Raw genomic sequence first — 17718 nt, forward strand, 5'->3', positions numbered from 1 at the left:
AAAATTTCAAATCAGGAATCAGACGTGTAGCACGTAAGTCCTGTAAAATCTAAAATCTAAAATCTAAAATCTAAAATCTAAAATCGGATGAGTGATTTTTTGTCAGCAGATGCCGCGTCTAATTCAGGCAGTTCACCCAGTAGCAATAATGAGCCACAAACCGCCACTTTTTCAGCAATGGCTGGCGATCGCAAAAATTCGGAGCCGGGAACGCCCCCCTCTGGAGAAGCGCCTTTGAGGCTCGTAGAAACGGCATTTTTGGCAAGTACCGCTAGCTTGATTTGGCTGATAAATTATTACTTTCCGCTGGGCCCGTTGCTGCGGGTTTTTTTCCCGGTGCCCATAGCCCTGGTTTACCTGCGCTGGGGGAGTAGAGCCGCTTGGATGTCAGCTTTGGTTTCCGGTTTGCTGCTGTCGGTACTCATGGGCCCAACGCGGAGCATTTTATACGTGATTCCTTTTGGAATTATGGGAGTTGCACTGGGAGGACTTTGGCGGCGCAAAGCGAGTTGGTCTGTCTCTATTAGTGTGGGGGCGGTAATTGGTGCTGTCGGCTTCTTTTTTAAGTTTTGGCTGCTGTCAGCTTTGGTGGGTCAAGATCTCTGGGTTTATGTAACCGCCCAGGTAACAGAGATTGTGGAATGGGTATTTGTGAAGCTGGGCTGGCTGAGCGTGCCGAGTTTGAGTACAATTGGGGCGATCGCCGCTGGGATGATTTTGATTAACAATATTGTCTATTTATTTGTAGTGCATTTAGTAGCTTTGTTGCTGTTAGATCGTTTGGGAAATCCGATTCCGCGGCCGCCGCGCTGGGTGCAAGTTTTAATCGATTATGAGGAGTAGTTATAGGGCATGGGGCATGGGGCATGGGGCATGGGCATGGGGCATGGGGCATGGGCGAAGCGGAGGGATGGGGCATGGGAAGCAACAAATAACAACAAATATAAGAAAAATCAAAAATAAGCTGTTGTGCATTTAAGTTGAATGTCAACAAACAATTCGCCGTCTCGTAGGGTGGGCGTCTCGCCCTGAATATGCAATTTAAATGCGTGACAGCTTAACAAATAACAAATAACAAATAACAAATAACAAATAACAAATAACAAATAACAAATAACAAATAACTAATAACTAATAACTAATAACTAATAACTAATTTTATGATTCATGTTTATACAGAAATTGAACGGGGCAAACGGTGGCTCGATCGCCATCGGGGACAAAAACCGATATTTGCCTGCGTGTTAGGATTCACCGCAACTGGCTTAATTCCGGGGATTTCGGCAGCAGGAGCAACCCCGCGCGATCGACAATTTACTTGTTTGGCCGATGCAGAATTTTTGCACAACGGCCCCCAACCGTCGCCGCAGTATCCCTTGCCGCCCCTAGAAGCGGGTGCCTCACCGGTACTAATATCTCGCGCCGCAGTTGAAGCTTTGGAAATTCCCCTTTACCTGTTTAATGCAGGTTTACCCCTCCCACCTCCCGTACCTGCAATTGATTTGGGCGGTACTGCGGCAAAGTGTCTTACTTCTGGGAATGCTTTGGAAGTAGAAACAGTCAAACATTTGCTGGAAGAAGGATTAATTTGGGGCGCTAAATTGGCCGCCGAAACTAATGGCAGTTATTTAATTTTAGGGGAGTGCGTAGTTGGCGGGACGACTACTGCTTTGGCCGTGTTAATGGGTTTGGGTTTTGCAGCAGCGGGCAAGGTTAATAGTTCTCACCCTACCTGCAATCACGCTCAAAAATTAGCTGCGGTGACAGCGGGACTGAATAATGCTGGGTGGGAAAGCGGCAAAAAAAATAGCACTCCCCTGGATTTGGTAGCGGCGGTGGGCGATCCGATGCAGATAGCGACGGCTGCAATGGCGATCGCCGCGAGTCGGACTTGCGGGGTACTCTTGGCTGGTGGCACGCAAATGCTGGCAGTGTATGCTTTGATGCAAGCCTTAGCCACGGAATATGAGTTGTTATGGCGTCCCGAACAAGTCGCGGTGGGGACTACGCGCTGGGTAGCCGAAGACCCCACAGGGGACACTATAGGACTCGCCTCGGATATCGGCGGTGTCCCTTTGTTGGCTGCACAGCTAAGTTTTGCGAGTTCTCGCTACCCGCAACTGCAAGCTTACGATCGCGGGTATGTGAAGGAAGGTGTGGGTGCGGGCGCGTGTGCGATCGCCAGCGGCCTAGCTGTGAATTGGAGTCCCACCCAACTCCTGCAAGCTGTGGAGGCCCTTGCCTCCCGCTGTGAAATTACACAATGAAACCGGGTTTTTCGTTTTCCGTGCGTCTCGGAATCTCACGCATTAAATATGAAAAATTCAGATGCGCGATCGAGCTGCAAACCTCGTTGTGCTGCTCAACTATAGCAATCCTCGCATCATTTGCATAATTCTTGTAGGGAATCTTTAAGAGCCCGGTTGCCCCGATAGATAAGGGGTAGGCACGGGGGCACTACCCCTACAACTCTTCATGAATCATTTAGGATTGCTATACATTAGTTTGGGCTGAATAATTATATCATTTTCTGTAGCATTTTTGCTTTCAGATTTACAGAATATTCTACACAATATCTCGCTTTGAAGCAGTATTCATACTGTGAATTGTGCGAGACAAAAACACTCTATTCAATGACTCTATAAGTAGACGAGGATAAATCAACGCAAGTTGTCTTTTCTCTCTCGATCGATGCCGATCGCCAGCAGCAATATTTAATTAGACCCGCCTACGTGTGAGTGCATTCTTTTGGCGACCAACTGTTCTTCTAAGGCAGCAATTCGATTGTAAGCCGCTGTTAGCTGAGCTGTTAGGCGCTGGATTTGAATTTCGGAAGTCAGCTCTTTTTCCAGACTTTGAGAATTCTTGTCGAAGTAGCTGTCATCTAACAGTATGTCCTTGTGACCGAGGATGCCGTCGAGATTGCTGTAGCTTTGATAGGGAGAGGTTTTGTGATTTCCTGCTGTCAGGGAGCGATCGTCCATATGCTGCTGGGCCAGCTTCGTCTCCTTGGCGGACTCCAATAACTTTTCATTGAGGTTTTCTACGAGTTTGTAGAGAGCATCGACTTGTTGGGTCAATGCTGTAACTTGCTGGCGTAGCGCTTCCATACAGTCATCCTCGGGATAGTAACTTATATCTTTACATTTTAGGGAAATCTTTACATAACTGGGATTTATCACTAAATTATTTAATTTTTGACGTAATTGTTGTGTTCCCAATCCTGACGCTAGATTTAGAGACTCAGGTTGAGGATTTTAGATTTTAGATTTTAGATTTTCTTGGATTCTGAAACGAGGTTTGTTAACTCCTATACTTTGTTCAAACCTTCAATCATAGTTAAAAAAAACAAAAAAACTCGGCTTCTGAGAGTGGGAGTCCCTCCAGGAGTGTGAGATTGACTCGGCAGTCAATTTGCCATTTTTCGATTTGGGACTTGAGATTGTTATGGAGACAGCAACCGGGTTTTGTAGTTATTAAACTGTTGCGGATTTAAAAGAAATTTTTCACTTCGGTTGTGGAAAAAGCGTCATCCAACGGCAGAGTGTGGGGCTTTCGCGGTTTCCTGATATTAAGGAATGTAACACAGATACAGGCGATCGCCCGGAAAGACCGGCGTTTAACAGTTGACAGTTGACAGTTGACAGTTGACAATTCGAGAGCAAGCTATACCATTAAGCCAGAGGATTCGAGTAATCAATAGTCTGATTTTAATTTCTCCCTCGAAGGCGGGCGGGCTTTGAACCAATTCTTTCTGGTAAGTTGACGGCAAGAGCAGCACGGACTCCGATCGCAGCAGAAGCGAGTACAATGGCTGTGTGTTGGAAAAAGAAATAAGACAAATCGGTGCGGGCTACCGGACTCGACAAACAATTATTTCCCGGGTCGCAGAACACAAAACATCGGTCAATATTTAGAAAAGCGGATTCACAGGTGAAACGAAGGTCTTTGCTCTTGGGCGCAGCTACCCTAACTTTAAGTCAACTGGTGGCAGGTTGCGACTCGAAACCCACTCTCAAAATTCGATCGCTCAAAAACGGTATTCCCGCCCAACTCGCAAGCAAATTTAGTCGCGATTTACAACCGTCTCCGCAGTTGCAAGTAACGCAGGAAGGGCAATTAAAAGAATTATTCGCCCTGTTACAGGAGTGGAAACGCACACCGGAAGCCAAAAATCAAGCTGACTTGGTGATGTTGGGAGATTATTGGCTGACTTTGGCAATTCGGCAAAAATTGATTCAGCCGATCGATCCTGCTAAAGTTGCTAATTGGTCGCAATTGCCCGAAAGATGGCAAAAACTCGTCCGGCGTAACGCTGACGGCCAATTAGACGCCAAAGGTCAAGTTTGGGCTGCACCTTACCGCTGGGGAAGTACGGTAATTGCCTATCGAACCGACAAATTTAAGGCTTTGGGGTGGACTCCGAAAGATTGGAGTGACTTGTGGCGAGAGGAATTGCGCGATCGAATTTCGCTACCGGATAGCGCGAGAGAAGTTATAGGTTTAACATTAAAAAAACTCGGGAAATCTTACAACACGCAGCAATTAGATCGAGTTCCCAACCTCAAACAAGAACTCGCCAACCTGCACGCACAAGCAAAGCTTTACAGTTCCGATGCTTACTTGCAACCGTTAATTTTAGGTGATACTTGGCTGGCAGTAGGTTCATCTGGTGACGTACTGCCGCTGTTGCAAACTCAAAACAATATTGGTGTAGTAATTCCTGCTTCTGGAAGTGCAATTTGGACAGATTTGTGGGTACAACCCGCATCAAAAAAGCCAGTTTCGTTAGCGGAAAAATGGATTAATTTTTGCTTGCAGCCTCAGATTGCACCTCAATTATCTTTGCTGGCTAAGGCTAGTTCGCCAATAATTGTCGGCATGAAACCCGAGGCTTTGCCCGCAGATGTACGCAGCAATCCCGTGTTGCTGCCGGATGCTAAAATTCTTGCCGCCAGCGACTTTCTGCTACCTTTCGGGGATGCGGGGATTGCCCAATATCGAGCTCTTTGGCAAGAAATTCGGCAAGTAGTGAGAGGTTAAGTACGTATTGAGGTACGTAGTTGCGCTTCAGCGCTGTTTTAATCTATGAAATAGCGAGGAGGATCGCAGTTTTGCATTTATAATGCTGTCCCCCAAAGAGCGCTGAAACGCAACAACGTACCTTAGAACAATAAAAAAATAGCACTGGTTGAAGAGTTAGTATTTTAATTTTAAGAACAATCGTAATTATAAATCACCTGAGAAAAATCTAATTTTTCTAAGTCCTCAGCACGAATCAAAAAGTTACCTACTCCACAATCACCCCAACAAATCTCATCATCACTAATCATGTGTAAGAGTACAACTTTATGGTCTTGGTATTGCGGACTATACTCACGAGGGTCAGTTTGTGTAAAGTAGCCGTATCCCCCTATTTTATGGTGAATCTCGTATAAATTCGCATAATACCAATCATTTAATTTGCAATCATCTGCCTCCATTATATCAAAGAATTGTTTAAGTTTCTCTTCTTCAAAAAAGTTATTAATTTGATAGTCTTCTGGGCAAACGCACTCATTGTCAGGACTAAACTGTAAAGCCAAACATTCTTGAGAATTATTCACATATTGGTGCTTTAAAGGTAAATAATCACGTTCAAAAATATGCTCACTAAAAGGATTATCAATCGGACAATTATTTGCGTCAACAAATTGCAAGGCACTAAATTTTTGATTGTTTAAAGTTGAATAGCTCTCATTGATATCCAACAAAAAAGCAAAATCTGTTTGACAATTATTTCTGTCAATTTCTAAAAAGTACAATACTTTGAAATCTTTTTGATTGTCCAACTTCTCTATATCCATTCCATACCAACCTAGATTGTTACTAATATAAAATTGCAAAATTCCTTTTGTGGGGAAAGGCGCTAAATATGGCACTTGGGCAAAGATTTCCTCAAAATTGAGTTGTGCCAAAAGGTGCATATATTTTCCATCACTATCTTTGGGAAAATCGTAACCTTTCGGCAAGTAAGGCAGTCCGCCAAATTTGCTTGACCAGAAATCAGTCGCCCTGCGTTCATAAGTGATTTTAATAACAGGCTTTTCTGAACTTTCAATTTCTTGACGAAAAGGTTCAAATTCAGCAGGAAGATTAAGGGTTGTTTTCATTTTTTTTTCGCCCGAATAACAAACCACATTTTATTAGCTCAAATGTAGGGTGCGTGAACTCTTGATTTATCGATCGCCCAAAACACAACTCGCTACTAGCGCACCCTACTAAAATACTTTGAATTTACCTCGAAGACCCGGATTTGACAGAGATTCTAAATCTATTTTACAGCTCGATCGATCGCCCTTGCACGCATAAACCGCCAAAGCCGTCCCCTGACGGTTGCAAACTCGCAGGTTGTAACCGTACTCGCTGGAAGCTGTGCCGAAGCGGTTGACAAACTGATAGCGTTCCATATAATCCAGCAAACTCCACAGTTGGCGGTTGACGATCAGGATAACCCATGTGTTGCTGCGATCGACAAACCAGCGATCGAGCAATTTGCCGCCAAACTGTTTTTGAGCCAACCACAGACTCGGCGTGCTTTTTTCGGTTTGCGAAAGCGGCGGCGACGGGAAATTGGCAGCATCTCCACTCGGGCAAACTGGTTGCTGGGAAAACGCCGCAGATTGTCCCCACAGCAAGGTTGTGATGCACGTAGAACTGGCAATTAGGAACAAAAATAAACTTTTTGTCAAAATGCTAGGTCTGCGCCGGAAAACTTGATTTTTGTGGCTGAGTTTCTGGTGATTTATCATAATTTATTGCGACAAAATTATTGAAATTCCGATCGCCTAAACAAGGAAGCAGGAAGAAAAGCCGTAAAAGTAGAACCACAATCTAACTCGCTGGTAACTTCAATATCACCGCCCATCATCTGACAAAAACGCTGGCTGATAGTCAATCCCAAACCTGTACCGCCGTACTTGCGAGTAGTTGAATTGTCCGCTTGGGTGAAAGGTTGGAACAGTCGCTCTTGCTGTTCTTGTGTCATGCCGATGCCCGTATCTGTCACTCGGAAAACTAAATATTCAGCATCCAAAATTAACATTTGAACAACTCGCGGTTGATATTTATTTTTAAATTCTTCACTGGTAATTCTTTCGACAGTAAGTACGATCGCCCCATTCTCAGAAAATTTAGCAGCATTGCTCAGCAAATTCAGGATTACCTGCCGCACTTTCATCAAATCGCCGTGCATGGCGCCGATATTCTCGGCACTCAATACTTGCAAGGTATTGCCGTTTTTCTCAATTAACGGTTTGATGGTTGTCGCCACCTCCTCGATGAGGCCGCCAACATCGAAGCTTTCGAGATAAATCTCCATCTTGTCAGCTTCAATTTTGGAAATGTCGAGAATGTCGTCAATCAGTTGCAGCAAGTGTTTCCCAGCAGTCCGAATTTTGTCTAAATCCGAAACTACCTCTAAGTTGCCCACCTCCTCGGCATCTTCCACCAGCATATCGCTGTAGCCGATAATTGCGTTTAGGGGAGTCCGCAACTCGTGGCTCATGTTTGCCAGAAAAGCACTCTTGGCGCGGTTGGCGAGTTCGGCGGCTTCTTTGGCCAACTGCCACGCTTCCTCGGCGTCTTTGCGCTCTGTGATATCCCGCAGCGTGGCTACCACCGCTTCCACGCTACCGTCTGTCGCACACACCGGGCTGAGAATGTACTCGTAGTCGCGGGTTCCCCAGGCTGCGGTGGGGACGATTACTTCGCCTTTGGCGGGTTCGGCTGTGACAAATATGCGATCGCACTGTTGGTGAACCCGCTCCATAATGTTTGGAGGCCAGCCTAATTCCTGCCAGGTTTTGCGAATCATTTCTCTGGGGTTCATGCCGGCAGCTTGGGCGGCGGTGCGACTGACGTAAGTGTACCTTCCCGACTGATCCACTAGAAAAATTAGGTCGAGGGATGCGCCGAGAATGCCGTCAACTGTTCTGGCGTGTCGGGCTACTTGAGCCGTCATTTGTCTGACGGTAATGGCGCCGCGGGCTCGGGCGGCGAGCTCAAACTGCAAGAGTTGGTTGGCTTGTTTGAGGAATGCCGTGCGCTGTTCGACTTCTATTTCTAGTTCTACTTTGGCTTTTTCTAGGGTGAGTTCGGCTTTTTTGCGATCGCTCACATCTGTAGAAATTGTACCGACTGCATAAGCTGTACCTTCGGAGTTGCAGAGGGGAAATTTGAGAGACAGATAAGTGTGCGGCCCGTCGTCTTGAGGGATGACTTCTTCAATGCTTAGGGGCGAACAGGTTTCAATCACTTTTAGGTCATTTTCTCGCAAGACTGATGCTTTGTCTTGAGGAAAAATATCGCCGTCGGTTTTACCAGTTATTTGTTCTTTTGCCATATGGAACAAATTGTCAAAATGGCTGTTTGTAAGCAGGTATTTTCCGTCAGCATCTTTGATGTGAATCATTGCTGTGGAGTTGTCTAAAATCGCTTGCAGCAGTTCTTCGCTCTTCCGCAGGGCTGTTTGAACCTTTTGACGTTCGAGTATTTCTCGCTGCAATTCCAAGTTGAGGCGATTTAAGTCTTGCCAAGCTTCTTGGACTTGATTTAAGGCGATCGAGCTTTTTGCTGGTTCTGTATTTGTCGGCTGTGGGTGGTTTGAGCCTGAGTTGGCTGCCAATACTGGGGTTGGGACAGTTAGCGAGATTTCGGGATTTGTGATTTGCGCGCGATCGCCCGCACAATTTCCATACTCAAAATCCATCGCTAATTGACTGTCTAAATTCGGTTGTTTCGGGAATAAACCGGGGAGTTCGCCCAAATTTAAATTGTCAGATAAATTGTCAGAAGTGCGATCCTTTTCTAGGGTTTCGCTAACGCACTTCACCGATTGTGGCTGCGCTTCGGCGGTGGAGTTAGATCGTGAATTGCCGTCTGCTGTTAATAAATCTGAGTTAGCTGGTTTGGCCAGGAGGCGGGTGACTCCTACTGCCAAGGCCAGGGGTGCGGCGGCAGCCACAGACAGTGCTAGCAGCCAATTATTGACCCACCAGGATGCGAGATCAGTTTGTGGCATTCCCCGCACTAAAATTGCTGCGGGTTTTCCGGCTAAATTGTCCAGGGATTGAGCAGCTACTGTATAAGTTTTACTGCCTGTTCGCATTTCCTGAGCGACAGGCTTGCCGGCGGCTGCGAGTGCCGATTTCAGCAGCGATTTGTCTGCCAGCAAATCTGGCAACTTTTGATTTTTGGTAAATGTTTGCGAACTTGCCAACACAAATTTGCCGTCAGTTGGGACGGAGTAGATAGCGCGATATCCGCCACTTTGTAAATTGATGGTTTCGCTGCTAGCAACTGCCGTCGTTTGGCTCAAAATTTTTTCTAACACTAAGACACCAATCACCGTCTTAGTTTTGGGATCTTTTACAGGAGTTGCTGTGTAGCGGACGAGAACGCTACCGTCTCCCGCAGCGCGCGGCAAAGATACCAATTGTTTCTGAAGTTCCGATTTGGCAATAATTTTGCTGGCGGTTATTGGCTTTTTGGCAGCGAATACTCGATCGACTATTTTTTGCAGGTTAACACTTTTTTCCTTGATGTTGGGGGTGACGCTAACTACAATCTGCCCGTTTTTTCCCACTAAGACAGCACTGTCTATTTCCCCTGTTTTAACTTGGGTTTCCAAAATATCCTTGACAGATTGTCGCAAATTTGATATGTTTTTACCGCTGTTATAAGCTGAGGCTATTTGGGCGATCGTTTTGCTGTCAGAGGAGTTTTGCAAACTGAATGCAGCGCGATCGAGTTTAAGATTGTAGTTACTTTCACTAAGGCTCAGTTCAGATTTAGCTTGATTTTGCAGTTCGCTGCTTCCAACAGTTGATGTTAGCCAAAGTGCTGCTCCCGTTAATCCGACTGGCAAGATGGTTTGTAAAGCCAGCAATCCAATTAATTGTTTTCTGGTGACAGACAAGTTGTAGGTAGAAGGTCTGAAAACTGCTTTCAATCTTCTTTCGGAAGTCCCAAAATTAGTAAGCTCCGAACAGTTTTGCTGGCTGTCGTTTAACTGAGTTTGAGCCATAGTAGTAAATGCTGAATCGTTTGTAGATGACACGGGATATTAATCTGGAAGTATCAAGTTGAGATTGGGAAGTTGAGATTTTAGAGAGAGTTCCGTTAATCACCCATCAGAAAAATGTTGGCTCTCGCTGGCTCGAAGAAAGTAATAAAATAACTGGGGTATTGTCATAGAAATAAAGTTTCTGGCTCTTCAACCAGATTTTGTTATTTAGTTTTTTTACCAGAAAGAATTGGTTGAAAGCCCCAAGCCCGATCGGAAGAAATTAAAAGAAGATGATTCATTACTCCAATCCTCTTCCTTCCAGCTAAAGGTTGCTGTCAACTATGAACTTTGAACTATGAACTAAGAGGGCGGGCACTCTTGGCACCGCCCCTACCACAGGTCAACTGTCAACTGTCAACTGTCAACTGTCAACTGGTGTTCAATCCCACAACCGCCTGCCCGCTTTGCCATTCAGTCGCTGGTGAGTGTCTTTGAGCAAAGTTGGGATGTCCAACTCTTCGGGACACCTGGGCAAACATTCGCCGCAATCGGTGCAGCGGTTGCCTTTGCTTCCAGGAAACCAATGTCCGGCATTTTCAAACATAGCATAACGGTATTTGCCAAACTCAGTCATGTCGCACCCGACAGCGAGATTCCGCAGCCGCAATACTTCAGGAATGTTGATGTTTTCCGGGCAAGGCAAACAGGCGTAGCACTGGCTGCATTTGTCAGTTTTCAAACGATCGGCAATCAGCGATTCCAGCCTCACAAACGCAGCAATTTCGGCCTGGGTGAGGGGAAAGTCGCGATCGGCATATTTTAGAGGTTGCTCTAATTCTGTCGGATTTGCAGGCCCCACACTCAGAGTTCCAATTCTAGTATCGCTCAGTAAAAACCGATAGTTCAACTCCAAAGGCGAGAAAGGCGAACACAATTGTGCGAGAGTTTCTGGGGGCGTGTAGAGTTGCCCTCCTTTGTCTGCCGGAGAAATGATGAAAACGCCCATATCTTTGTGCTTGGCGAGTTCAACTGCCGGGGCGTTGCGCTGAAAAAAATAGTAATAATGCAGATTGACAAATTCAAATAAATCTGTATTTATAGCAGCCAAAATCAGATCCAGAGGCCCGTGAGTCGAGAAACCGACGTGCCGAATTCGGCCATCAGCCAAGGCTTTGCGTACAGCTTCCATGCAGCCTGTGGGCGATCGCACCCAAGCCAAATGTTCCCAAGCATTCAAACCGTGAATTGCCAGACAATCGATATAGTCTAAATTCAAGCGTTTGAGAGACGAGTCGATGCAGCGTTCCGTTGCAGCAGCATCGTCCCCAGGAGGGATTTTCGTGGTGACGTGGAAGCGCGATCGACCGACAGACAAACCAGATGCGAGGGCCGCGCCCAGATATTCCTCGCTACAACCGTAACCCGCCGCCGTTTCCAGGTGATTGATTCCCTGAGATACCGCCTGCCGTACAGTCTGGCAGGCAATTTCCTCAGAAGCCAGATAGCGCATGGTTCCCAACGAAAAAACAGACAGGTGCAACTCCGTTTTGCCAAACCGTCGATAGCGCATAGATTTTAGGACGAAGTTTCGCCCTGGCCCAAGCCGCTTCTTTTGATCAAATCCTCTGGACGGAGGTTTGAAATAAATTCTCGGAAAGCTCGGCGTTCGGCCTCATCAGCATCTCGATCGACCGGTATAGAAGCATCGGCGACGACTTCTTCCATCACCCAGATGGGGCTATTCGTCCGCAGAGCTATGGCGATCGCGTCGCTGGGACGGGCATCGATCTCTTTTTTCACTTCACCCTGACGGACAATCAGCACGGCATAGAACGTGTTATCTTGCAGCGAGTGAATCACTATGCGCTCCAAGGTAAGACTCCAGGCCTCTAGGAAATTGACTATCAAATCGTGAGTTAAAGGTCGAGGAGGCTTGTGACCTTCTAGAGCGCTAATAATAGCCTTTGCCTGCTCCTGACCGATATAAATAGGCAAAGCGCGACGCTCTGTAGCGTCTCTCAATAGGACAATAGGGCTGCGCGTGGCTGCATCTAAGGCAATTCCAGCGACTTTCATTTCAATCATTCGATCGGCCTCATAGAATTAAGACACTGCAAGGCGGCAGAGAACTTGGACATAAATAGATGATCTAAATCAAGTATGACTCGATCTTCGCCTGAATCTACAACTGATTGAGGACTGTTGATTTTCGATTTTCGGATTGAAGATTCAAGGAGGGGGCTTCAACAGTTGACAGTTGACAGTTGACAGTTGACAGTTGACCGTGGGAGAGCGACCTCTACCTATAAGTCAGAGGATTGAAACAGTGAATAATTTTGTTTTATTTTCCCCTCGAAGGAGGAGGCTTTAAACCCATTATTCTTGGTAAGGGACAGCAAAAGCTGATGTGTCTGGTTTGTTTGTGCCTTTGGTTTGATTTAAATAAGCGATCGACTAGAAAAAAATAACTATGTTTACAGGACTAATTCAATCTCTCGGAAAGCTGAAATCGTTAGGCAACGATTACTTCCAAATTTCCTGCACCTCAAGCAACTCCTACCAGATTTTACAAGATTTAGCCGTTGGCGACAGCGTAGCAGTAGATGGAGTTTGTTTGACAGTAGTAGAAGTTCTGCCCCAAGGTTTTGTCGCCATCGCTTCCCCAGAAACTTTGCGCCGCACTACTTTGGGAGCATTACCCGATGCTTGGGTAAACCTAGAAAGTTCCCTGCGCGCCGGTAGCAAATTGGGCGGACATTTTGTGACGGGGCACGTAGATGCGATCGGCACTTTAGCCACATCCACCCAAACCGCCAACGCTTGGGAGATGAGGTTTACAGCCCCACCAACAGCCAATTCAGGATGGCAGCGTCAAATTGCACCATACATTGTTTCCAAAGGCAGCATCGCCGTCAACGGCATCAGCCTCACCGTAGCAGATTGCGATGCTGACGGAAATTGGTTTGAAGTTGCCGTAATTCCGCACAGTTTTTCCGAGACAAACCTCAGCTATTTGCAGGCGGGAAGTTTAGTTAATTTAGAAGCAGACATACTAGGCAAATATGTAGCCAAATTTCTCCGCAGCGGCCGGCAAGCCCATCCCGAACCCTGGGAAGAAACCCCCGCCATCAACAGTTTAGGAACAATTACACCGGAATTCTTAGCAGAACACGGATTTGTGTAATCATAAATTGGTTCGTAGTAAGGACTTCAGTCCTCTCTTTTCCCAAAAAATGTTTGTAGCAAGGACTTCAGTCCTCTCTTTTTTTGCGAACTAAAGTCCTCATTACGAAAAGGTTCGTAGCAAGGACTTCAGTCCTCTCTTTTTTTGCGGACTAAAGTCCTTATTACGAACCTGTATTGAGGAGTTGATTCCTATTTTTTTTGCGGACTAAAGTCCTCACTACGAACCGATAATGGTTATTTTAATGAACTTCATGTTATTTCTCAATAAAAACATTTTTCCAAAAAAAAAACTGTCGCACTTCCCACCTGAGAAACCAAAAACAAAGCAGACAATAGTTCGTACTTCTCTGGTGAGTCAGCCACGAATTATATAAAATCCGGTAGCATCGTCTTGGATTAATCTCTCTATTTTCTCTCTGTGTCCTCTGCGCTCTCTGTGGTTAAATCATTCCGATCCTATTAAAACTGAAGCTCCCCATCCACAAACTCTATTCCTCAAAAAAAACATTTTTCTCCCAAAACAACCCCGCCGCAATTCCCGCCTGAGAAACCAAAAACAAAGCAGCAATTAATAGCTTTTGAATACCCGATCCCTGGGAAAATGGATAAATTAGCAAATTCAGATAAAATGACGGATGTTGCCGTTTCCCCTTAGCCCCACTTTTCGAGATAATTTCCCCAAACAAAAAAGCACCTCTACCGTAATTGAATTGCTGCCGCCAAAATTTCCGCAGAGTTAGTGCGTGGTAATGATAGACTGTCACTTCGGGAGCATATACCGCGCGGCCTCCCAAATTGAGCCACCGAAAGCAAAATTCCCTATCTTCTCCAGCCGCCAGCGAAAAACTCATATCAAACCCGCCGATTTTCTCGAAAGCCTCAGCGGGAAGGGCAAAATTGTTAGAAGTGAAAAATTGTGCGCGATCGCCAATAGCATTGTAATAACTGTAAAGGTAATCGATCAGTTGCTGGCTGGCAGTAGAATAGATATTATCTGGCAGCGCGTTGACAGTTCGACCTCCGATCAAACAGTCTGGTGTTTCCCGAAATCGCTTTTCTAGATTTTGCAGCCAATCTGCCGCCACAGTACAGTCATCGTCTGCAAACACTAAAAATTTGCCCTCCGCTGCAAAAGCCCCAGTATTTCGCGCCGTTGCGGGGCCTGAGTTGGGTTGCGTCAGAAGTGTGAGATTTAACCCATTTTGAAAAGGGGAAATTGTAGTTTCTACAGATATTTCGGTGCTGTCGTTGACGACAATCACTTGAAACTGATCGCGCGGATATTCTAGTTCAACAAAAGACTGAAGACACTGCGCTAATTGCTCGGGGCGATTGTAAGTCGGAACTATAATTGAAAATAGAGTTTTAGTTTGGTTCATGAGAGTTCAGAAACATGAGGTACGTTGTTGGGCTTTAGCCCTTCTTGGTAATGAAAAATAAATAATGTTACTAATTCAGGAATACTTTAGCTAGCATCAAGGCTTCTGGAGTTTAATTGTGCAAGTTATATATTTTTCATTCCTTAGTTTAGTGCTTATATAGGATGTCATTCATACCTCATCTTTTTCAGAAAGGCTATATGACTGTAAATAGATTTTTTGATGAGACGGCGCTTACTATATAATAAATATAAGGAGGCTCAAGCCCAACAACGTACCTGTATATATTTTAATATTTTAAGCGATACAGAACCGACTCAGTATTAAAATCTTTGCCGAAAACTGGTTGCAACGGGCCCTCGGGACTTGTCAGCCAAGATAAAGCTAGTTTGGTGTATTCGTCTGTATCAGTTAAGGGCCCGAATCCTACCATCTTAATGTTATTTTTGTGGAGGTTGTCCATCCATTGCGGAAGTCGATCGGCTCTAAACGGCACATACAAAACTTGTCTGTCCAACTTTCTCCCGTAAAACAGGTAGCTGCGGTAACTTAAAAAGAAGCCGATTTTTTCATTTGGTACTGTATTTTTATCAATATATTCGTAAATGCCGCGATACAGTTCGGCGCGAGCAACGTCTCGCTTTTCCCTCGCCACCCAACTAGCACTTACCATCAATGCTATGCAGACACAAATTATCATTATGTAACTCGACTTTTTTAAGCTGGCGAGTAGATTTTTCAAGCCAATCAAGCTAGCATTGCGCTTAAATAAAATCCCAGCTAGCAGCAGCAATCCAACATAAATTAATGGGTAGATTCCTAAATCTGGCCAACTGGGCGCTAATATCTTCATTACCACATTGATGGCTTCCGCGAAGTTAGATTTAAACCTGTCAATTAACCAGCTTCCCCAAACAATACTCTTTCCGGTAAAAGAAGCATTTTTAATCAGGTCAAAAATTGTGTTGCTAATAATTCCGGAAATACTGCTAATTAAAACAACTGCTATAATTACTTGCTTGCGAGTTTTGAGCAGAGTTGCGGTTGCTGCTGCTGCGATCGCCAGTAAGCTTAAAAAGGGAAAGCCGTATCTGAGATTAAAGCCGAGTAAAGGGCTGAGTTGACCAATAGACTCTCCCGCTGTACCGGAGGTGTAAGGTGTAATGACGTACAGAATTGCGGTGCTGGCGAGAACTACGGTTAAAATGATATTGTTTTGATTGATTCTGGTTTTACCTTGGGTCAAAGCCAGAGGTGCTGCTAAGGCCTGAAGTGCGATCGCCAGAAATGGCAGTTGCAATCTAATCAGGACTTGCAAGCCAAATATTTGCCAGTGGGAAATATTGCTGGGATTAAATTGAGCGGCTAAAGTGCTTTGCCAAATCTTCAACAGTGGCGAAGCTGAAGGCGCAGGTATGGTAGGTGTTGGCTGCTGTACGGGAGGTGTGGGTGACGGCGTTACGCTTGGTTTTGGCGATGCTACGGGAGGTTTTGGAGATGCTGCGGGAGGTTTTGGCGGCGTTACGGGAGACGGTGGGGGAACAGGCTGTAAGGGAATGTTAATCTCGCGGGAATCACCAACAGGATAATTGATGTGCAGCAAGTTTCTCGCATACCAAAAACCTCCTAAAAACAAGCAGCAAAGTATGCCGCACACCAAGACTGGCTTGATGTGGCGAATTCTAAAATTAGTCCCTGTAGAATTTTTATTAACGATGAATTTTTTAATTTCTAATATTGCTAATCCTCCTAAAAGTGAGGCTGCATAGACTAGGGCAGTGATTTTAATTCCGGCTATCATTCCTACAGATGCCAAAAATAGGGATAGCTCGGATTGCGATCGGCTGCTGTGATAGGATAAACCTAAATATAAAGCGACTGTAAATATCGCAGCTAGCGGTAAGTCTGGGTGAATGGTGTTAACTTGGTTGAGCATCATCGGTACTGTTAATACTAAAGATGCTGCTGCCATGCCATAAAATCTCGTTGCTCCAAATTTTATACTTAATAGATAGACGGCAATTCCTTCAAGTACCCAGGCAATTAGCATGGGAAAAGCTGTGAGAAAGTCTTCTTTGAAGGGGAGTACGCACAAAGCAGACAAGACGTGCCAATTGTAGGGATATACTCGGGCTTGCTCGTGTTCAAAAATCCAATTTCCGGCGGCATCTAAGAATGTAAATGAGTGGGTTTGATACCATCTGGCAATTACAGGTAGGTGAAACCACAATGAGTCATAATTTGTTGTGGGTTTAGTTGCTAGGGTTTCCCACAACACAAATCCTGCAAATGCGGTGGCACCAATGATTAGGAGTTCGGATGGGTTGAGAGGTTGCTTGAGTTGGGGAATCTGCCACTGCGAGAAGCTAAAAGATTTCTGGTTTTTGGCATAAATCAGAATTAAGCCGATCGCACAAATCAACATTTCTGCTAGAATGACCGCAGCCAGATTTAGGCGATCGGCACTTCCTAAAATCAAACCTATACAAATTTGTGCAATACTCCATCCCGTCAAAAGTACGAGAATAAAATGAGGAAATGAATAGTTACTGTTTTCCTTTTGATTCTCGAAGGTCAGAGACAAGCTTAGGGGAATTGGGCAGACTATAATAATCAGAAATAAAATTAATTCCCACAAATACTGCGCTATTAGCATAAGCTACAATTTACCAATTATTATGGGAGGCTTTTGTTGATTGTTTGTAGTGAGGACTTTAGTCCTTCTATGGATGCGGACTAAAGTCCTCACTACGAACCTATTTGATTGTTTGTAGTGAGGACTTTAGTCCTTCTATGATGCGGACTAAAGTCCTCACTACGAACCTATTTGATTGTTTGTACTAAGGACTTTAGTCCTTCTATGGATGCGGACTAAAGTCCTCACTACGAACCTATTTGATTGTTTGTAGTGAGGACTTTAGTCCTTCTATGATGCGGACTAAAGTCCTCACTACGAACCTATTTGATTGTTTGTACTAAGGACTTTAGTCCTTCTATGATGCGGACTAAAGTCCTCACTACGAACCTATTTGATTGTTTGTACTAAGGACTTTAGTCCTTCTATGGATGCGGACTAAAGTCCTCACTACGAACCTATTTGATTGT

13 protein-coding genes are annotated in these 17718 nt (G+C 45.1%); 4 read left to right on the forward strand and 9 right to left on the reverse strand.

Annotated features, from left to right (window positions below):
• Positions 1-87: 87 nt before the first annotated feature.
• Together QZ938_RS02245 and cobT are read left to right on the forward strand one after the other, a co-directional pair.
• Complete coding sequence (locus tag QZ938_RS02245) at positions 88-843, forward strand: DUF2232 domain-containing protein (RefSeq protein ID WP_293347224.1); 756 nt, start codon at positions 88-90, stop codon at positions 841-843.
• A gap of 317 nt (positions 844-1160) precedes the next feature.
• Entirely contained in the window at positions 1161-2267 is a 1107-nt protein-coding gene (gene cobT, locus QZ938_RS02250) for a nicotinate mononucleotide-dependent phosphoribosyltransferase CobT (protein ID WP_293347227.1), read from the forward strand.
• Positions 2268-2714: 447 nt separating this feature from the next.
• On the opposite strand, the gene QZ938_RS02255 is transcribed toward cobT, so the two are convergent.
• Together QZ938_RS02255 and QZ938_RS02260 are read right to left on the reverse strand one after the other, a co-directional pair.
• Positions 2715-3110 carry a hypothetical protein gene (locus tag QZ938_RS02255; protein ID WP_293152309.1) on the reverse strand — a complete coding sequence of 132 codons (396 nt, stop codon included), beginning with the start codon at positions 3108-3110 and terminating at the stop codon, positions 2715-2717.
• A 600-nt stretch (positions 3111-3710) separates the two neighbouring features.
• Positions 3711-3869, reverse strand: coding sequence for a hypothetical protein (locus tag QZ938_RS02260; protein WP_293347230.1), 159 nt, complete (start codon positions 3867-3869; stop codon positions 3711-3713).
• Between the two features lie 64 nt (positions 3870-3933).
• Between QZ938_RS02260 and QZ938_RS02265 the strand changes: the two genes are divergently transcribed.
• Positions 3934-5043 carry an extracellular solute-binding protein gene (locus tag QZ938_RS02265; RefSeq protein WP_293347233.1) on the forward strand — a complete coding sequence of 370 codons (1110 nt, stop codon included), beginning with the start codon at positions 3934-3936 and terminating at the stop codon, positions 5041-5043.
• A 170-nt stretch (positions 5044-5213) separates the two neighbouring features.
• On the opposite strand, the gene QZ938_RS02270 is transcribed toward QZ938_RS02265, so the two are convergent.
• From QZ938_RS02270 to QZ938_RS02290, 5 genes are all read right to left on the reverse strand, one after another.
• Positions 5214-6152 (reverse strand): DUF1963 domain-containing protein, encoded by a 939-nt coding sequence (locus QZ938_RS02270; protein ID WP_293347236.1) that lies wholly within the window; start codon positions 6150-6152, stop codon positions 5214-5216.
• Positions 6153-6260: 108 nt separating this feature from the next.
• Entirely contained in the window at positions 6261-6791 is a 531-nt protein-coding gene (locus QZ938_RS02275; protein WP_293337898.1) for a hypothetical protein, read from the reverse strand.
• A 17-nt stretch (positions 6792-6808) separates the two neighbouring features.
• Positions 6809-10099, reverse strand: a complete 3291-nt coding sequence (locus QZ938_RS02280) for a PAS domain-containing protein (RefSeq protein ID WP_293347239.1) — start codon at positions 10097-10099, stop codon at positions 6809-6811.
• A 388-nt stretch (positions 10100-10487) separates the two neighbouring features.
• Entirely contained in the window at positions 10488-11618 is a 1131-nt protein-coding gene (locus QZ938_RS02285) for an aldo/keto reductase (protein ID WP_293347242.1), read from the reverse strand.
• A 5-nt stretch (positions 11619-11623) separates the two neighbouring features.
• Positions 11624-12133: a bifunctional nuclease family protein gene (locus QZ938_RS02290; RefSeq protein WP_293152327.1), complete on the reverse strand. Its 510-nt coding sequence runs from the start codon at positions 12131-12133 to the stop codon at positions 11624-11626.
• Positions 12134-12518: 385 nt separating this feature from the next.
• Between QZ938_RS02290 and ribE the strand changes: the two genes are divergently transcribed.
• Entirely contained in the window at positions 12519-13232 is a 714-nt protein-coding gene (ribE, locus tag QZ938_RS02295; protein ID WP_293347246.1) for a riboflavin synthase, read from the forward strand.
• Positions 13233-13722: 490 nt separating this feature from the next.
• On the opposite strand, the gene QZ938_RS02300 is transcribed toward ribE, so the two are convergent.
• Both QZ938_RS02300 and QZ938_RS02305 read right to left on the reverse strand, forming a co-directional pair.
• The gene (locus tag QZ938_RS02300) at positions 13723-14613 is read right to left on the reverse strand and encodes a glycosyltransferase (protein ID WP_293347249.1); all 891 of its coding nucleotides are present in this window, start codon (positions 14611-14613) and stop codon (positions 13723-13725) included.
• Positions 14614-14902: 289 nt separating this feature from the next.
• Positions 14903-17269 carry a hypothetical protein gene (locus QZ938_RS02305; RefSeq protein ID WP_293347252.1) on the reverse strand — a complete coding sequence of 789 codons (2367 nt, stop codon included), beginning with the start codon at positions 17267-17269 and terminating at the stop codon, positions 14903-14905.
• Positions 17270-17718: the final 449 nt, after the last annotated feature.

This window comes from Microcoleus sp. CAWBG27 (assembly GCF_020883145.1).
GTDB lineage: Bacteria > Cyanobacteriota > Cyanobacteriia > Cyanobacteriales > Microcoleaceae > Microcoleus.